Origin of the sequence: Methanoregula sp. (genome assembly GCF_041663825.1) — an archaeon.
In the GTDB taxonomy this organism is placed as follows: domain Archaea; phylum Halobacteriota; class Methanomicrobia; order Methanomicrobiales; family Methanospirillaceae; genus Methanoregula.
In genome coordinates this window covers 1-18,055 of sequence record NZ_JBAYLY010000042.1, presented here as the reverse complement: position 1 = coordinate 18,055, position 18,055 = coordinate 1, and the positions used below count along the sequence as shown (strand labels likewise).

13 protein-coding genes and 2 tRNA genes are annotated in these 18,055 nt (G+C 54.9%); 9 read left to right on the top strand and 6 right to left on the bottom strand.

The annotated features are described in order from the left end of the window. Positions 1 to 133 precede the first annotated feature (133 nt). The gene (locus WCX19_RS13755) at positions 134 to 1,090 is read right to left on the bottom strand and encodes an RNA-guided pseudouridylation complex pseudouridine synthase subunit Cbf5 (RefSeq protein WP_373009096.1); all 957 of its coding nucleotides are present in this window, start codon (positions 1,088 to 1,090) and stop codon (positions 134 to 136) included. Next, positions 1,087 to 1,779 (bottom strand): uroporphyrinogen-III synthase, encoded by a 693-nt coding sequence (locus WCX19_RS13750; protein ID WP_373009095.1) that lies wholly within the window; start codon positions 1,777 to 1,779, stop codon positions 1,087 to 1,089. Before WCX19_RS13750 ends, WCX19_RS13755 begins: the two co-directional genes overlap by 4 nt. A 78-nt stretch (positions 1,780 to 1,857) precedes the next feature. Here WCX19_RS13750 and WCX19_RS13745 point away from each other — a divergent pair, with 78 nt between their 5' ends. The 4 genes from WCX19_RS13745 to WCX19_RS13730 all read left to right on the top strand — a co-directional run bounded on the left by WCX19_RS13745 (position 1,858) and on the right by WCX19_RS13730 (position 5,374). After that, positions 1,858 to 3,072: a tripartite tricarboxylate transporter permease gene (locus WCX19_RS13745; RefSeq protein WP_373009093.1), complete on the top strand. Its 1,215-nt coding sequence runs from the start codon at positions 1,858 to 1,860 to the stop codon at positions 3,070 to 3,072. Between the two features lie 64 nt (positions 3,073 to 3,136). Further along, the gene (locus WCX19_RS13740; RefSeq protein WP_373009091.1) at positions 3,137 to 4,030 is read left to right on the top strand and encodes an RNA-processing protein; all 894 of its coding nucleotides are present in this window, start codon (positions 3,137 to 3,139) and stop codon (positions 4,028 to 4,030) included. Beyond that, on the top strand, positions 4,027 to 4,626 hold the full coding sequence (locus tag WCX19_RS13735) for a fibrillarin-like rRNA/tRNA 2'-O-methyltransferase (protein ID WP_373009089.1): 600 nt from the start codon (positions 4,027 to 4,029) through the stop codon (positions 4,624 to 4,626). The genes WCX19_RS13740 and WCX19_RS13735 overlap by 4 nt, the downstream gene beginning before the upstream one ends. 22 nt (positions 4,627 to 4,648) lie before the next feature. Beyond that, on the top strand, positions 4,649 to 5,374 hold the full coding sequence (locus tag WCX19_RS13730; RefSeq protein WP_373009087.1) for a DUF1614 domain-containing protein: 726 nt from the start codon (positions 4,649 to 4,651) through the stop codon (positions 5,372 to 5,374). Positions 5,375 to 5,789: 415 nt separating this feature from the next. On the opposite strand, the gene WCX19_RS13725 is transcribed toward WCX19_RS13730, so the two are convergent. Both WCX19_RS13725 and WCX19_RS13720 read right to left on the bottom strand, forming a co-directional pair. After that, a tRNA-Gln gene (locus WCX19_RS13725) sits at positions 5,790 to 5,862 on the bottom strand. 71 nt (positions 5,863 to 5,933) lie between these two features. Next, positions 5,934 to 6,659 (bottom strand): thymidylate synthase, encoded by a 726-nt coding sequence (locus WCX19_RS13720; protein ID WP_373009085.1) that lies wholly within the window; start codon positions 6,657 to 6,659, stop codon positions 5,934 to 5,936. 896 nt (positions 6,660 to 7,555) lie between these two features. Between WCX19_RS13720 and WCX19_RS13715 the strand changes: the two genes are divergently transcribed. The 3 genes from WCX19_RS13715 to WCX19_RS13705 all read left to right on the top strand — a co-directional run bounded on the left by WCX19_RS13715 (position 7,556) and on the right by WCX19_RS13705 (position 13,648). Then, the gene (locus WCX19_RS13715) at positions 7,556 to 10,294 is read left to right on the top strand and encodes an MEMAR_RS02690 family S-layer glycoprotein (RefSeq protein WP_373009083.1); all 2,739 of its coding nucleotides are present in this window, start codon (positions 7,556 to 7,558) and stop codon (positions 10,292 to 10,294) included. A gap of 377 nt (positions 10,295 to 10,671) precedes the next feature. Continuing rightward, a complete protein-coding gene (locus WCX19_RS13710) occupies positions 10,672 to 12,198 on the top strand; it encodes an AMP phosphorylase (protein ID WP_373009081.1) in 1,527 nt (508 codons plus the stop codon). Between the two features lie 61 nt (positions 12,199 to 12,259). Beyond that, the gene (locus WCX19_RS13705) at positions 12,260 to 13,648 is read left to right on the top strand and encodes a collagen binding domain-containing protein (RefSeq protein WP_373009079.1); all 1,389 of its coding nucleotides are present in this window, start codon (positions 12,260 to 12,262) and stop codon (positions 13,646 to 13,648) included. 88 nt (positions 13,649 to 13,736) lie between these two features. On the opposite strand, the gene WCX19_RS13700 is transcribed toward WCX19_RS13705, so the two are convergent. Next, positions 13,737 to 13,808 (bottom strand) — tRNA-Arg (locus WCX19_RS13700). Positions 13,809 to 13,864: 56 nt separating this feature from the next. Between WCX19_RS13700 and WCX19_RS13695 the strand changes: the two genes are divergently transcribed. Together WCX19_RS13695 and WCX19_RS13690 are read left to right on the top strand one after the other, a co-directional pair. Next, the gene (locus WCX19_RS13695; RefSeq protein ID WP_373009077.1) at positions 13,865 to 14,302 is read left to right on the top strand and encodes a dCTP deaminase; all 438 of its coding nucleotides are present in this window, start codon (positions 13,865 to 13,867) and stop codon (positions 14,300 to 14,302) included. Positions 14,303 to 14,304: 2 nt separating this feature from the next. Further along, on the top strand, positions 14,305 to 15,258 hold the full coding sequence (locus tag WCX19_RS13690) for a DUF128 domain-containing protein (protein WP_373009098.1): 954 nt from the start codon (positions 14,305 to 14,307) through the stop codon (positions 15,256 to 15,258). On the opposite strand, the gene WCX19_RS13685 is transcribed toward WCX19_RS13690, so the two are convergent. Continuing rightward, the gene (locus tag WCX19_RS13685; RefSeq protein WP_373009075.1) at positions 15,248 to 17,626 is read right to left on the bottom strand and encodes a hypothetical protein; all 2,379 of its coding nucleotides are present in this window, start codon (positions 17,624 to 17,626) and stop codon (positions 15,248 to 15,250) included. The two genes, WCX19_RS13690 and WCX19_RS13685, sit on opposite strands and share 11 nt — an antisense overlap. Positions 17,627 to 18,055 lie beyond the last annotated feature (429 nt).

Genomic DNA, 18,055 nt, shown 5'->3' with positions numbered 1-18,055 from the left:
GGGGGAATTGAACCCCCGAGGCACTTTCGCACCACAGGCTTTCCAGGCCTGCGCCCTACCGCTAGACTACCTCAGCAAAAAGTGTATCCCATGTATTTGCCGGGTATTTTTTTAATGCTATCCCTTTATGGGATCAGGATTTTTTTGGTTTTTCCGGCGTGACTGCCTTCTTCCAGCCTCTCGGGTACGTGCCCGGGGCAAGGAAGACTGAGGTCATGGCGATAAAGAGGCCGGTCTTCCCGGGTTGCCATGTTGCAGATGCAGTAATGGCCTTCCCGAGGCCGATAAACTCCTTCTTGTCCGTGAGGACAGCGACGATCTGGTCTCTCTTGAACTCATCGCAGCGGAGCACCCCCACACCCGCCAGTGCAGCGCCGTGGCAGAGCGCATCGACAGCGGTATCGCGCACGACAACGGTCGGGAGATCCGGAACCGCCGCATCCACGGAAACGATCATGGTATCAAGAGCAGTATGATCCCCCGCTGCCGCAGCAACGCAGGCATCCTGCAGGTCGTGGAGCGTGTGCATGGTGCGCTCGTCAAAGACACCCGACCGGGTCCGGCGCAGCTCCTGCATGTGCGCACCCGTCCCGAGCGCGAGGCCCATGTGGTGACAGAGCGATCGGATGTAGGTGCCCGCATCGCACTGCACCTTAAAGAGCACCAGCCGCCCCTCCACACCCAGTATCTCCAGTTTCTGGATGGCACGGATGCGCAGCAGGCGTTTGACCGCGCTCCTCCGGGGCGGGCGCTGGTAGATACGGCCGGTAAATTCCGCTGCGACCGCATCGATGCTTTTCCGGTCCACATCCTTGTGCAGCCGCATCAGGCAGATATACTCCTTGTCGTGTTTCAGGAGCAGCGGCGCGAGGCGCACCGCATTTCCCAGCATGACAAGGAGGATGCCCGACACCTGCGGGTCGAGCGTGCCCGCGTGCCCGACCTGGCAGCCGACCATCTTACCCACCCACGCGGCCACCTGGTGGCTCGAAGGGCCCCGAGGCTTGTCGATCACGATAATGCCTGCGCCATGCCAGAGCTGTGGTGTACCTGATTCTCCCGGTATCGGGGTTTCCTGTGGTGTCGTCATCGTATTATCCGTATCTTTCCCCGGTATTCGTTTAAGACGCCAAGCGTCCCCTCAAGCGATCCGTCCCCGATAATTGCGGGCAGCGTTCCCCCGCACATCATTGCTTCGGCCGTGATATCCCCGATGGCCATCACCAGCAGGCCGGGGCGGGGTGTCCATATCGCCTTCTTATATGACATCGCGCTCGTAAAGAGGATGGCCTCGGCCAGGTCAAGATCAAGCGGCTCGTTCGTGGGCGCGAGCCGGTAGCAGCGGAACTCCCGTGCGATCCCTCCCGCGTGCGTAATCGCATCAATGAGGGGGGCGTTCGGGACGTCGGCCCTGGGGAGGCCGATTGTTTTCCCTTTGATCCAGTCCCCCAGGTACGGAACAAAGTCGCGCGAGTAGAACCCGGGCAGGGTCTCGCAGGAGATGGTGCACCGCGCGAGTTCCCGTGCCGTCTCGGGGCCGATCGCAATGACTCGGGGGGTCTTTTTGAGGTGCGGGGCAAGGATTTTTGCCGGAAGTGCGCTCGTAAAAAAGATGCAGTCAAACTCCCCGCGTTCCACGGCTGCGGCAAACGCGGAGACAATATCCTGCCGGATCTCCGACCTGAGCGGGTGGACGCTGTAGCACGCGTGCCCGAATGCTGCGCACCGGGTCGCGTCCCTGTCCTCCTTTCCTGCAAGACGGGTGACTGCGATCTTCATTTGAGGATTCATCTTCCCTGTATGATAAGATGGTATGCATTTCGGTTGATTTATGTCCATTCTCCTGTACCTTCTGGTATGATAGAGATCGTGGTCGGGGTGCTGCTCGGAGTCCTTCTCGGTACCATCAGCGGTCTTATTCCCGGCGTGCACGCGAACACGCTTGCGGGGGTCCTGCTCGGTGCGCAGGCAGTCCTCCTCGCCGTGCTCGGGCCGCTTGCCCTTGCCGGCGCGATGTTTGCCGCCCTGATCACGCACACGTTTGTCGAATCCATCCCGTCCACGTTCCTGGGAGTTCCCGATGCAGATACGTCCCTTTCCGTCCTCCCGGCACATGCCATGTGCCTTGAAGGGAATGGCGAGGAGGCGGTCAGGATCGCCGCGCTCGGGAGTGCCTGTGCCATCATTATTGCGGTCCCTCTATCGGTGCTCTGTTACATCTTCCTTCCCGCCCTCCAGCCGTACTTTGACTGGGGCATCGGGATCCTGATCGTCGCGGTGATCGGGTACATGATTGTAATGAGCGAATCACCCGGCTGGGCGCTTGCGATCTTTGCCGTCTCCGGCCTGCTCGGGGCGTTTGCCATGCGGTACGCATTCCTGGGCTGGCACACGCTTGGCGGGGAGACTTCCATCCTCATGCCCCTCCTTACGGGTCTCTTCGGGATCTCCGTCCTGCTGGTTGCGTCGCAGGGGGCGCTCCCGGTGCAACAGTTCCGGGGCCTGCGGGTGGAGAACGGGACCGTGGTCAAGTGTTCCCTTCTTGGCACGCTCGCCGGCATTGCGGTCGGCTGGCTGCCCGGGCTCTCGACGGCAACCGCGAACGGTGCACTGGCGTCGGTGATCGGGTACGAGAAGGATCGCCGGGCCTACATCCTTGCCACGAGCGCAGCAAACACGGCGAATGCGTTCATCGGGCTTGCCGCGCTCTTTGCTCTCTCCCGGATGCGAAACGGCGTGATGGTCGCGCTCGCGGAGCTGCCGCTCCCGTCCATGAGCGAACTGATGATCATCGGAGTCCTTGCGGCCTGCCTCGCGTATGTCATAACGGTGGGACTCTCCCATTCAGCAGGCTGGCTCAACGGGATCAACGGCCGGATGCTCAACCGGGCGGTGATCATTTTTGTGGTGGCGCTCAGCATCGTCCTCACCGGGCCGTTTGGGATCTTCATCCTCGTCCTTGCCACGATACTCGGTCTCGTACCCCATATCGTGAACGTTTCAAGGGTCTACTGCATGGGTGCGATCATGATCCCGGTGATCCTGTACTCTTTTGGCCTCGCGTGGGTCTGATGTGAGCGCCTCATGCAGGGTGTGAGCCATTCTTTTTTTAGCCGTGCGTCCCTTAGTTGGTATCATGCAGTCCTGCTGGTTTGGCGATGTGGAGGCCGGGCAGTGCACGCCGTTTACCGGTGATGCTGCCGCATGTGCCCGCCGCGTCCGGGAGTGCCGTACTACTATGGACGCCTTTGTTCCGCTGGACTGGCAGCAGGCAGTCTCCTGCGGGGTCTGCCACGACCGTGCGGAATACCTGGCAATGCTCCAGAAGGTCTGTATCGCGGGATCGGAGCAGGCCGTCCGGGAACAGTATGCCGCAAAGGATGTGGAACTGCTCCAGATGGTCAGGACACTCGACGAGATGGACACGGTCACAAACGTCCTCTCCGAGAGGGTTGCGGACTGGTACCAGATCCGGCACCCTTCGTTCTCCCGCAAATACCGCAGGACACCGGCGCACGTGCTGGTCAAGTCCATCAGCGAGCGGAACCGGGAGCGCGGCGGGGGCGGGGGAGCGCTCGGCAAGGTCGCCGCAGAGATCATGAGCCTTGCCGATGCCCGGACTGCGCTTGCAAAGGAGGTCTCGGCCCGGGCGTGCGAGGTCATGCCGAACACGAGCGCGCTCATCGGTGGGCTCGTTGCCGCCCGGCTCCTCTCCCACGCAGGGGGCTTAAAGGAACTCTCCCGGCTCCCCGCAAGCGGCATCCAGGTACTCGGCGCCCGGACTGCGCTCTTTGCCCACATCCGGACAAAGGCCCCATCCCCGAAGCACGGGATCATCTTCCAGCACCGGCGGGTGCACAACGCCCCCCGCGAAGTGCGGGGGAAGGTCGCCCGGGTGCTTGCCGGGAAACTGGCGATTGCTGCCCGGCTGGACTTTTACCGGGGCTGTGCAGCACCAGAATTCCTTGACGATGCTCAGGCCCGTATCGACCGGGCGGGAACTCCCGATGAGGAGGGGAAAGGACAATGATCCGGATCGGTGATGTGCTGGTCTCCAAAGGCGAGGGCGGGGTCTATGGCGAGCGGGAGCTTGACGGGTACCGGGTCTGGGACCCGTACCGGAGCAAGCTTGCGGCCCTGTATCTTGTGGGAACCGGTATTGAACTTCCCCCGAATATGAAAGTCCTCTACCTCGGGGCCGCAAACGGGACGACGGTCTCCCACGTTGCCGATTACGTGGAAGTTGTGTATGCCGTAGAGTTTGCCCCGCGCCCGATGCAGGATCTGCTCGAAGTCGCACGCCGGCGTAAAAACGTCATGCCGATCCTGGCGGATGCCTCCTGCCCGGAGCAGTATGCGCCTTTGGTGGAAACGGTGAATCTCCTCTACCAGGACGTGGCCCAACCGGACCAGGCAGCGATTGCTCTCAAGAACTGCGTTTTCCTCAAAAAAGGCGGGTATGTTATCCTCATGCTCAAGACCCGCAGCGTGGATATCAGGAAGGAACCTGTTGAAGTATTCAGGGATACGCTCGATATCCTCTTGTCTGCCGGGCTCACAATAGTTGAGAGTACATGGCTTGCCCCGTACCATCAGGACCACGCGGCAATCGTCTGCACGAAATAAGTTAAGTTTCCCTTGGATTACCATGTCCTCCGATATCCGTGTTTATTCTGCCAGCCCCCTGACGATCATCGCACTTCTCGTCATTATAGGGCTTATTGTCATTGTCGTACCGCTCCTGTTTCTGGGCCTTGTGGGCAAAGCGTTCACGAACCTTGTCGGACTTTCGTGGATTACTGCAACCGCTCTTGTCATCCTGATCCTGCTTTGCAGCCTTGTCAATATTCCGGTCTGGAAGATCCGGAAAGAGACGATCCGGATGCCCCATTCACCAGACGGACAGTTCCCGGATGCATTTTCCCCGAACGAGACCGGCGGCCTCTGGGAGACCTCTATTACGGTGAACCTCGGCGGGGCAATCATCCCTGTTGCAATGGCATGTTATCTTCTTTACCGTGCCTCAACGGTGATCAGTGACACGCTCTATCTCCAGGTACTTGCCGCAACCCTCATTGTCGCAGCAATGGCCTACGTAACGACCCGGCCCATGGTAGGGATGGGGCTCAGGGTGCCGCTCTTTATTCCGGGTCTTACCGCGCTTCTCTGCGGCATCCTCCTTGCCGGTGGGTTCGGGTTGCTCTCCGCTGGTGTTATTGCATTTGTCAGCGCGACTTTCGGGATTTTACTCGGTGCAAATATTGCGCACCTCCACCATGTGGGCGATCTTGAAGTGCCGCAGGTCAGTATAGGTGGGGCAGGGACGTTTGGCGCGATCTTTATCGGGTGCATTCTTTCGGCACTTATTGCCTGAGATTGCGTCGGCACTTTTTTTTTTATAACGTCCGTGTGTTTTTCGCGCTCGAAAATCCGGACTACCGGAATTTTTCTGGCGCGAAAGTTCCCGGGCGATCCGGATTTTTTGTACAAAAACCGGAACTGCCGGAAAAATCACGACGGAAAAAAAGGGATTTAGTTAGTTGTACATCTGTCAATCGGATAATTATCCGATAATCGGATGGATAACTAACACCTTTTTTTTAGTCCGAAAACTTTTTTGCCGGATTTTTTTCGGTTTGAAAATTGAAAAATCAAAATTTTTTCGGCCATGAAACCTTAAGCGCCAAATCGGTGCGGTATGTGTTTTTTTCGAATAACAGGTTTTGTCCGGCAAAACCAGCATATGTCACAACAACAGAGTCGTGTGAAAGTATCAAACTGCAAAAGAGTAGCCCGGAGCAGATTCGAACTGCTGTCGCGAGATCCAGAGCCTCGCATGATTGACCGCTACACTACCGGGCTATATTGCCTCATACTTTTTGCCGCTGGAGCCTAATTAAAGTGACGGATATTTGTTGCCCGCGGTTCACACGTCAGGCTTTTTTTGACCGGTCACAGCGCCCGCAGGCCTGGCAGACTTCGTGTACCGGCTGGATGAATTCGCCTCTGCCGCAGAACGGTTCAATGTCATGTGTATCCCGGATATAATAGATGTGCGGGACAAGCGAGATGTGGGTGTAGGTGCCGCAGGGCACGCCGAGCCGGTCAGCGATGGACTTCTGGAGCTGGACAAGGGCGTACATGTTGGCACCGGCCGCGGTGAGCATATCGTTACTCCGAAATATCACCCGCATAGCGAGTTTGCCGTCCCGGAGGACGCACTGCACGAGCTGGAGGCAGGGGCAGTCGTTGAGTTTTTCATCGATGACCGGGTTCCACGTGATGGCAATGGCCCGACGGCTCACCGGGGACTGCCGGAGTTTTTCTGCAATGTATTCGATCTGGTTGACGTGTACTGGCGTTCCTTCAACTGAAAGGCGCTCGCCCCAGTCAAAGAGCCGGCCGTGGTAATCGTATTCAAAGGAGGCATGTGAGCCGTGCAGCAGATCGGTTGCGTACTGCTCGACAAACCTCTGCTGGAACCGTGAGTGGGGGCTCACGAGCGGCCCGGCAAGCGGGGTATCTACCTGAAGGGCCACCTCTTCGAATTCAACGGTGGCCTCGTCATCTTCGGTCTGGAGGATCCACCCTTTCTCCAGGATCATCTTCACGACCAGCTCGTGTGCCCGCCCAATGGCCGGGGCCCGGATGACTCTCATGGAACAAGAGTTGGAGCCGGTATCATATATGTGTTGCAATCTGGGGCCGGGACGGGTCCTGCCCGGCCACCCCTTCTTGCTCTTGCCACACCCCACATGGGGGATCCTCCTCTATGAAAATGGGGATAGTCCCCCCTCTTCTCCTTGAAGAAGGGGGTGGGGGTGTCTCTAAAAAAAATTGGCCGGGTGGTAGGGGGGTCAGGGTACCTCTCCTTTTTATGATCTGAGGGTACCCCCTGGTTTTTCATCGTGTTTGCTCAAATTTCCAGAGAATGTGCGTTTCAACAGGAGCCTGTATTTCCTGAAAATCCGTGCGATACAATGTCTTTCCTGACTATAATTTCATGCCTGACGGAGGGGAGATCTTAATGTTCTTTTATCGTTATGCCCGCAAAAGGAGATAAAATCTGTATTAATTTCCATGGTTCGGTGGTGAACCGGTTTTTTCATGCATTTTTCTCCAGAATCTAACCACTGTACATATTATAGTGTGTATATGTGCAGCGGTTTTCATGGTGTACTATATTTTTCATGGTGTACTATATTCATGGTGTACTATATAGTACCAACAACATACACTTCTTTAGGAACCAGTCATCCGGCACGTGCGCGAATCCGGCTGAGCCTATAAAGAAAGCATGTGCCCGGAGCCGGGAACCACTCTGGTTGGTAAAATACTGGATAACCGCATAAAACACGGGGAATTCGGGAAACCGGTCGTTATCTGCCTTGAAAGCAAAAATAAACTCAACCACAAAGGATATATTAGCTCTTTTACAAATATTCCTCCATATTCCGTTTAAACGGAGTATGGGGCTCGTAGAATCGTTATTCGGCAAATGTCGAAACGGTTTTCCGGCTTGAAATGTATGATGTTATACTTTGGAGGAAAACGAATGACTAAGCGATTAACAATTGCACTGGTTGCACTTGTCGCGTTGGTTCTTGTAGCCGTACTGCCGGCATCGGCAACGTTCTACTCGGTCAACTCGTCAGTCAACCAGGGTGCAGCTATCTTCTATGGGGAGCAGGGACTCGATATTACCCATGCTCTGAATTCTGCTGAAGGTCGAGCTATTGATGGACCCATCGACCCAACGTATGCGTTCGTCAGCTACTGGGACTCGGCAGCTGTAATCACAACTACCAGCCCGAAGATGACCGTTCCGCTGGGTTCCTCATACACGAACCAGTATGTTCTGACGTCTACCTTCCCGTACACAGGTACCTGGTATCTGTCCGATTCAACTGGTAAACCGTACATCAGTACTACGACTGGGCAACCCGTTGGTGTGTTCACTGTTACAGACCCGAGCCTTGCGGTTAATGTCTGGGATGTAGACCAGAAATTGAACGTAAACGGCGGTTCTGTTATTCAGAGTGAGAACCTGACCATCCGTGTTGACAATAACCTGTATCAGGCCATCGCCAATGCAGACCAGCGTGCAGCTAAAGTCATCAGGGTAGATGGAAATGGTGCCGACCACTCTTACTGGATGGATCTCAAGGTGAAGACAGACTCAGGCAACGTCCTGACAGCACTGTACACCGGCCACAATGTATACAGTGCGACGAACACCGTAACTCTGACAAAGCTCGCTGTAAACAACCCGCAGTGGTTCCTCAACTCACAGGCAAGCCCGTTGAACTGGGCTACCGATGCGTATGACGCGAACGGTCAGTTAGCATACCCGGCAGGTACCTACTCGGTCTATGCAGAGTCCTATATGAACGGCATGAAAGACAACTACCTGAATGGTGGTGCGTCTTATACCGGCAAGACCGTATCTGCGACTCAGACCATTACGATTGTTTCCAACACGGTAAAGATCACGGCAAACAAGGATTCCGTCGTCCGCAGCAAGCAGTTCTCGATAACCGTCACCGGTAAGCCAAACCAGGCATACTATGTCTGGGTCAAGGGTACCAGCACCATGTCCGGTGCCTACGATGACCAGCCCCCGATGTTCGTCGCGAACCAGGCAGGTCTTACTCAGGATAATCCCCTTGGTCCCTACGTAATCGGCTCCTACGCTTATCAGAACGGTGCCGGCAAGACTGTCATTGATGACGTCGCTGATTCAATCAATACCGGCAACGGTACTTACGTCTATGGACTCGTCTCTATGAGCAGCACGGGTACGAGGACCATTGGGTTCGCTACTACCAACTGGACCAAGGCCCAGACGTACACCGTCCGCGTTGAGAACTACTTCGGTGGTTCGACAGGCTACAAGAGCGACGAGGTTCAAGTGAAGGTCGAGAAGGGTGCAGTCACGATCGTGGCCGCCGGCGACCAGAGTTACTACCTCGGCGAAGAGATTAAGTTCTCCGGTACCAACACCGAATCCCAGACCACGTACCTGTTCATTTCGGGTCCGAACCTGGGTGATTACGGTGCAGCAATGGCACCCGCTGACAGCAACCCGCGTGCTCATAAGTTAGGCACTACCACCCCCGAAACCACAGACCAGAATATGTTAGTTCAGGCTGCGGTTCAGGGAGACAACACGTGGAGCTACAAGTACGGAACCGCCAGCATTGCACTTGATGCAGGTACCTACACTGTCTACGCAACAAGCCAGCCCGCAACTGCGGATTCTGACCTGCTTGCCGCAACAGCCTATGGCACGGTTTCCATCATTGTCAAGAAACCGTTCATCAGCGCAACTGCCTCGCAGTCTACCGTCGCAAAGGGTGACGCCGTCTTCATCACTGGTACCGCACAGGGCCAGCCATCAGAGGGTGTCAGGATCTGGATCCTCGGTAAGAACTATGCAAATATTGCAACACAGTCCGTGAACTCCGACGCATCGTTCTCGTACGAGATCAAGAAGGAGGTTACGAAGCCTCTCTACAGCGGTCAGTACTTCATCGTTGCCCAGCACCCGATGCAGAACAACCGGTTTGATGTCTATCCAGCCGATAATTTTGGCGTCCCTGCATCAGGCACAACTGCCACAGATGTCTGGACTGTCGATCAGTCTGGTCTTGGCGCTAACTCCGAAGACTTCAAACTCTCCGGATCAAACAGCCTGCAGGGCACCGACGCAGCAGAGGCCTTAATTGAGGCCATCAACGACGCAAATGTCGATGATACCTACACCAAACTCCAGATCCTCGTTGAGGAACCGATCATCACCATTACCCCCGTTGGCGACAGGCATGTCGGTGACAAGTTCACCATCACTGCATCAACCAACCTTGCGGTAGATGACGAAGTCCTCTTCGAAGTCTATTCATCATCATTCCAGCCGACTCAGAAGAGCCAGAGCGGAGAGTTCAGCGGCGCAACAGGCACCGTGAAAGTCACGAAGGGTGACAGCGGTCTGAACAAGCTCTCGTTCGATGTTGACGCATCCACGTTCAAACCCGACGAGTACCTTGTCAAGGCATCTGCCGTTCTCCAGGAAGCAACTGGTACTTCACTGTTTAACGTTCTCGAGGCATCTGCCCCGACAGCAACCCCAACAAAGGTTGCAGTAACGACAACAGTTCCGACCACGGTCGCAACAACCATCCCGCCGACCACAGTAGCCACGCCCACCAAGACCCCGACACAGCCCGGGTTTGGTGCGCTGGTTGCCCTGATTGGTCTCGGTGCAGTTGCGCTCCTTGTTGTGCGCAGGCACTGAACTAAAATCTAAATTTTTCTTTTTTTAGTAAGTACGTCTCTTCCCAACTTCAGGTGTCATACCTGTCGCGGGGTAATCCGCCAAGTCCGGTTTAATCTGGTATGGCGTCGGGAGCTCCCGGAGAAAACCGGCCGGGATTCACGTATTTTGTGTATCCTTTAAGAGTGAATACCCGGGAATGTGGAGATTTAGTCAACGGTATGCGAGGGCCAAAGGCAGCACGTGCCCGAATCTCTTAAAGAGCAACAGGAGAATCTCTCATTTCTCCGGGGCCCGGGCCCGGAACGATTTTTTATGATGAACCATCCAATGTTCCTGTAAAAGAGGTCATGTCCCTTAAGGTACGGGGGATATCCTGAATAGCGTGGCGAGTCTGTATGAAACTTACTGTAAAAATCCTCGATATTGCAACACGACGCGGGGTTTTGCTTAATCGTCTCGATGCACGGACGATTGGTGTGCTGGATGGCGACCGGGTACAGGTCATCAACCCGAAAAACGGCGTGGCAGTCACCGCCGTTGTAGCGACGACTACTACCCTTGCTGGGCAGGGCGCCGCCGGTGTTTACCGGATCACAAACGAGCGGCTGAACCTTGCCGAGGGCGAGATGGCTGAAATACGGGAGGCAGACCGGCCGGCATCGCTTGATTTTATCAAGAAGAAGATGGATGGCGGCCGGCTCTCAAAAGACGAGACCCTCACGATCATCAAAGATGTCGTCAACGATGACATCTCATCTGCGGAGCTGACTGCGTTTATCACCGCATCGTATATCAATCCCCTTGACATGGATGAGGTGGAGCATCTCACCCGTGCCATGGTCGAGACCGGCGAACAGATAAAATTTGCATCACGCCCCATTGTTGACAAGCACTCAATCGGGGGTGTCCCGGGCAACAAGATCTCCCTGTTAGTCGTCCCCATCATAGCCGCAAGCGGCCTCAAGATCCCCAAGACCAGTTCCCGCGCCATCACCGGGGCCGGGGGTACTGCAGATCTCATGGAAGTGCTCGCACATGTCGAGTTCTCCGCCAGGGAGGTCCAGGAGATGACCGAGAAGGTGGGCGGTGTAATTGTCTGGGGAGGCGCTACCAACATCGCCCCGGCGGACGACCGTATCATACTTCAGGAATACCCATTCAAGATCGATGCCCGGGGCCAGATGCTTGCAAGCGTCATGGCAAAGAAGTATGCAGTCGGCGCGAATCTCGTGGTCATCGATATCCCGGTGGGCAACCACACCAAGGTACCGACCATGCAGGACGGCAGGAAACTTGCCCGGGAATTCATCGAACTCGGAGAGCGTCTTGGTATGAAAGTCGAATGTGCCCTGACCTACGGGGATATCCCGGTCGGGCATAGTATCGGCCCGAATCTTGAGGTAAAGGAAGCACTCCGTGTACTCGAAGGTGCTACCGAGCCAAATTCGTTTATCCAGAAAAGTATCTCACTTGCCGGTATCGCCCTCGAGATGTCTGGCAAAGCAGCGCGGGGTGCCGGTGCCGCGATGGCACAGGAAATCCTCACCAAAGGAAAAGCCCTGGAGAAATTCCGGCAGATCATCGAGATCCAGGGCGGTGACCCGAAAGTTAAATCTGAGGATATAATGCCCGGCGAACACCAGTTTATTGTCAATTCCCCGGCATCAGGATACGTTATCGAAATGAACAACAAGTCCCTGATCACGCTTGCGCGTATGGCCGGGGCGCCCCATGACCCGGGGGCAGGTATCCTGCTCCATGCAAAGAAAGGAAAACTAATCAAGGCCGGTGAACCGCTCTTTACTATCTATGCAGACCGGGACTGGCGTCTCCAGAAGGCTCTTGAAGAGGGGCGGCACCTCATGCCGGTGATCGTAGAAGGGATGCTCCTTGACCGTGTACCCTCCTTGTCGGAGCTCTAACCTATGAGATATGATATCTTAACCGATGGGATAAAATACGAGCAGAGGGGGATATTTTACTATGTATAACCATCGTATTCGTTTCCTTTTTGTGCTGTTGTGCCTTATCGCGTTCTGCGGTGCAGCACAGGCGACGAACATGCTGATCACGGTGCGGGACAGTCTTGACAACACAACCGTTCCTCATGCAACAGTGTACCTGAGCGGGGCAAATGTCGGCATGACCAACAACGCCGGCCAGTTCCTGCTCCAGTCCGGCCAGGGAGATCTCAATCTCCGGTTCTCCATGGATGGCTATGATGACTGGTCCAGTACCGTGAGCGGGAATACCACGTCGCTTTTGGTTACCCTGAACCGGAGAGTATTGGTCCTGAACGTGGCACTCTATGACTCCAATACGCTTCAGTCTGTGTCCGGGGCAACCCTGTATTTAACGTCTGCCAATTCTACCCAGATTAAGACGTCGGATGCATCGGGTGCCGCATCCTTTGGAGTAACCTCCTATACATACTATTCCCTCAATATCACGGCATCGAACTATCAGCCCCGTAGCGAAACGATCAACATTGCCGCAAAGGATCAGGATGTCCAGTACTGGCTCTTGTCCGGTAACCAGTACTCCTTTGTCGTCAAGGATAAGACAAGTCTGGCAGCTGTGGCCGATGCAAGTATCAGTGTCGATTCTGTACTCCTTGGAACGACCAATTCGCGGGGGATTCTGATCGCCCCGATAAGTCGTAATAAGCCCGTTATCATTGAAGTGAAAAAGACCGGTTACCAGACGGTAACCCAATCAAAAACCATCAGCACGAACGAAGCGGTTGATTCAGTTACGATGAGCCCGGTACCCATCGGTGCCTTTGTATTTGTGTACGATCAAAAGAACCAGCCAATCGGTAGTGCAGATGTTTATGTTAACAATGCCGTAGTGGCAAGCACAAACCCGTATGGCCGTGCCACGCTCCAGAACCTTGTTCCCGGCAGCTATACTCTCGTGGTGAAAAAGAACGGGTATGTCCCGGTAAGCAAGCAAATTGCCGTCATTAATGATTCCAGCGAATTTCCGATGGTATTATCGCTTGCTACGGTAAGCCAGACTTTCTTTGTCCAGGATACCGACAAGAAAAACGTCGCTGGAGCAACCATTTCTCTTAATGGGGCCACAGCAGGAACCACCGACGCGCACGGTCAGCTGGATACGCAGCTCACTTACGATACACCTTACAATATCACGGTGACAGATGACGGGTACCGTCCCCAGTCGGTCCAGTTGAATATTCCTCTTGGAAATACCACAACCCCCCTTACTATCACACTTGAAAAGAATATGGACTGGGGATTTTTGACCCTGATTGGAATTGGGATCCTTGTGGTGCTGGTCCTGTATGCTGTAATACGGCTGGTCGGGCATAGGGGCCGTCAACATACAACAAAGCGGAACGAAATTTAATTAATCACACCTATTTTCAAGGTGTTTAACAGAACTGTTTTCACAAAAACGACAATAGACCGGAGATCAGATCTTTTCCGTCATTAAGCGGACCCAGCGGGAATCGAACCCGCGTCCTTGGGTTCGAAGCCCAAGAGGATGTCCTCTACCCCATGGATCCTTCCCAACGTATCTCCATCAAAAGATATTAAGTATTCTCTACCGATAAACTAATGAATGATTCTGTCTGCGCAGGAGATCACCCGCCGGCTTCATACTGACTGTACACACGAAAAACTGGTCATCAAACCCTATGCAGCGGAATGCCAGCAGCCCGCCTCCTATGATCTTCGTGCCGCAGAGGATACGCGTCTGGTGCGGGGCTCATGTACGCTCGTGCCGAGCATGGAATGGGTTGAGCTGCCCCCGGATGTTGCCGGGACACTCCGCTGCCGGTCATCGTTTGGCCGGCGGGGGGTGCTTATGGGTGCAGGTTTTGTCGACCCGGGATTCCGGGGTCAGCTGACCCTCTGCCTCACGAACATGGGATCTGAAGATATCGAAATCCACCCGTCTGAACGCATCGTCCAGATGATCCTGCATGAGGTCAGGAACGGGAACGAACGGTATGCCGGGCGGTACCAGGACAGTCTCGGGGCAGTGGAGGCAAAATGAGTATGATACGGACCGAACGCAAGTATATCGAGATCCTGCGTATCTTAAAGGAGCACCGTGAACCGGTAGGGGCGAAAAGGCTCTCGGAACTGATGGCAGAAAGGGGTTTTGTCTTAAGCGACCGGGCCGTGCAGTATTACCTCAGTTACCTGGATTCGATGGGATTTACCGAGAAGATTGGTAACCAGGGCCGGATCCTGACATCCGCCGGTTTTCTTGAGACCGATCATGCCCTTGTCGATGACCGGATCGGTTTTATTATTTCCAAACTCGAGCGGCTCGCATACCGGAGCACCTTTGACCCGGCTACAGGTACAGGGGATGTGGCATACAACCTCTCCATCGTCCCCAAGGAATCTCTGGACCGGGCGCTCGGTGCATTTGATGAAGTCATAAAAGCCGGATGCGGGTTCTTTAACTCATACCGGGTTCTCGATCAGGATCCCCGGGTGCCTCATGATTGTGTCGGGGTGATCACCCTGTGCAGTATCACCATGGATGGTGTTTTCCAGAGAAAGGGTGTCCCGGTGAAGATGGCATTTGGGGGGAGGCTTGAGATCGAGGAGAACGTTCCCCGAAGGTTCCGCGACCTGATCGGGTACCGGGGGACCACCATCGATCCGCTCGAACTCTTTATCTCCTCAGGTCTGACCTCGATTAATGCATTTGCCCGTACAAAAACCGGGATCGCTCTTGCAAACGTCCGCGAAGTTCCCACCTCGGCGAGAAAGGAGGTCGAGGAAACAATCCGGCGGATGAACGATTGCGGTTTTGTCTTTCCGGTCGCGATGGGCAACCAGGTATTCAACCTGCCGGACAATCCCTACCGGCTTTCGATTGTCGCCTATAGCGGTCTCAACTATATCGGTAACTGTGTTGAACAGGGCATCGGGATCCGTACGGAGATCGGCGCCGGGAACATCCCGTTCTCAAAAGTGACGGATATCAATCATTGACCCAGGAAATCTTATCATCCTGTGCTGACGATTTTCCTATCTTCTTCTTCTTTTCAGGTGAGGGACTGCTTCCAGGTTCTGCGGCGGATTCCTCCCCGTCCTGCACGAGCCTGCCTTTTTTTGTTTTGATATCCGTATGGAGCAGTGCCGCGTCTTTTACACGTAATGTCTCCTTTTGGGATACGGACCTCCCCAGAAAAATATCGTCGCGTGCCGGCTGGAGACGATCTTTGATGCCGAATTTTGTCTTTTCCGGGAGTGGTACCGGCATGAAGTCCTCCGTCTCTGAGGCGAGTTCGAGTTCTTCCTGATGAGCGGGACCTGACTGATCGTTGGGTTCTTCGTATGCCCCCTCGTCCTCGGTCCTTGTCTCTTTTTTCCGTATCCTGATAAGCGTTCTCTCCTGCGCAGGGGAGGCTGCCACCGGCTCGGCAGGAGGTACCTGCCCGCGCACCGGTGCCTTTGGCGTAACTCTACGGATGACAGTCTTTGTCTCCGGTTGTGCGGGAATCTGCGTCTGCACCCGGGTTCTCACGGTTTCCCGGTCCTGCAGGATCTCGGATTTTTGCGGTACCTGCTGTCTCTGTAGCTCCCGCTCAATTCGTTGATGAGCCGGATCTCTGCTTTTTACCGGCGTATGTTTTAACGGATAAATCGATTCATATCCCGATTCGAGCGGTTTCTTCACCAAGGGCTGTGACTCTCTTTTTGGAGGTGACAATACGGGAGTCTCTCTTGTCGGGAGCCGGTATGCCGCACCATCATCCTTCTCCGCTGGGATCGCGTGTCGTTGTATCGGTGTCTCCGTCAGCACCGGGCCTGCTGGTCGTGTCTGCGGTCTTCTCTGCACCATGGCAGGTTCCGGGGGTGACCCCGGTTGATCAGGGAAGAGTATACGGGTTCCCGTTGCAGGTTCTTCCACTTCAAGAACCCGGGGAAGCCGCCGTACTGCCCGTGGTGGTGAACCCGGCGGAGTACCCTGTGGGGGCGCCTGAACCGGTGTTAACGAGGCATTCGAAGTTATTACCGTTTTCTCTACAGGGTAATTATCGTGACTCTTCTTGGTTGGTCTCTCTCCCGGGAGACTGATCATCTCATCTCTGAGTTCCGGGCCACCGTGAGCTGCAGCGATCTCCGACATCGTACCGGCTTTTCGCATGCCTGATCCCGGGGGGAGGTTGAAAGAGGCAGACATTCCCCCGGAGACTCCTGACCTGTATTGCTCACGGATATCCTCAAGTTCGGTAATACGGGGGATGTTTTCAAGACCACTCAAAACGATAATGATTGCCACATATTCCGAGTTGGTGACCGGGTAATCCCCGGATCTCATCTCCATACCAGCGATGCTCCGGTCAATCCATTTCCGGACCGTCATGACACCTTTCATCGAGATCTCATGGGACGGACCCGCAACAAGGATCAACGCCTTTGCGGCACTGGTCATGTCGCAGGGTATGGATACCTCCTGGTAAATGGCCTGCTTGGCAAGCTCGATGATCCGTTCTGCACTCTTTCTCTGTTCCAGAGTGGGATTGGGCGGACGTAGCCGTGAGAGAAATGCCAGCGGCTCCTTTTGGAGATGCTCCACGGCATATCCGATCGATATGAATCCCATGCCCCTGATGGTATTGAGGACTTCGCTTGAGTCCATCACGACTTCGGCGAGATCGATGCCCCCGTCGGCCCGGAACTCGCCGGCCCGGAGGATGAGGCTAATCCTCCGGATTATGCTCTGGTTCAGGAGTTTATACGTGATATCCTGAGCGGACAGTTTTGGCTGATTTTTGCCAAATCCTAAAAATCCATGCCCGCCGGATTCCTCCGCAAGCAGTGCATCGCGCCGGGCGGCGATCTTTTTTGTCCAGGTTTCGTTGTCAAACAGGATCGTCCCGTCCAGCAGCGGCGCGATGTTTTCGATATCGTCTGCCGCTTTTGCCGATCGTTTTTCCCCCTCTGAAAGGGCAGGCAGCGTGACGAGTCCGAAGATCGGCTCGGCAACGGATGCCCGGAGAGCAGCGATAAGGTGTGGCATCACGTCCGTCATACTGCCGCCGAGCCCGCCGCAGATCAGGAACGCATCGGTTTCACCTCTCTCCATGTTCTGGATACGGGCGATAATTTCCCCGATGTCGATCTTCGCAGGCCGGGGGGTATCATTTCCCGTCCGGGAGAGATCTGATTCAACTGCCAGAAAGCCAATCTTTGCCTGTTCGGGGAGTGCCTGGAGCTGCGCCAGGGCATCACTGTCAACATCGACAGCAAGTGCATGGACGCACGTTACTTTACTGCTCCTCCGGTCGTTGGCATAGAGTGCATTGGCAATCCGGCAGCCGGCGCCTCCTACACCAATCGCAAGTATCCGCATGGTAATCTCCCTCAGGGAACCCGGCCGGGTACCCCACATATAGCAGAGTAAATATTCCTCTCTGTAGTTCAATATCTTATAGGATATACACATCTAAAAAAGTGTACCGGTCGCTCCCGCAAGGCATACTTGGCGAAACTGATTCATACTCCATACCTGCCCCATCTTTGGGATCGACAAACGCGAAATTATGCTTTGAATAACGATCTCTTCCTGCGTTTTTCCCGGATTGGCACCTTGTTTTCGGATCACGGATCTCAAATACCGAGCATCGGGCGCGAATCCGTGTCGCTTATCCACCGGGCCCAGCGTTAAATGATAATTTATTTAAATGCGCGGACGGTAATACTCCATGAGGTGAACAAGCCTTGACATATGGAATTGAATTTGTACCAGGAAATGTCAACGTAAAGCAGGTTGTAAACTTCT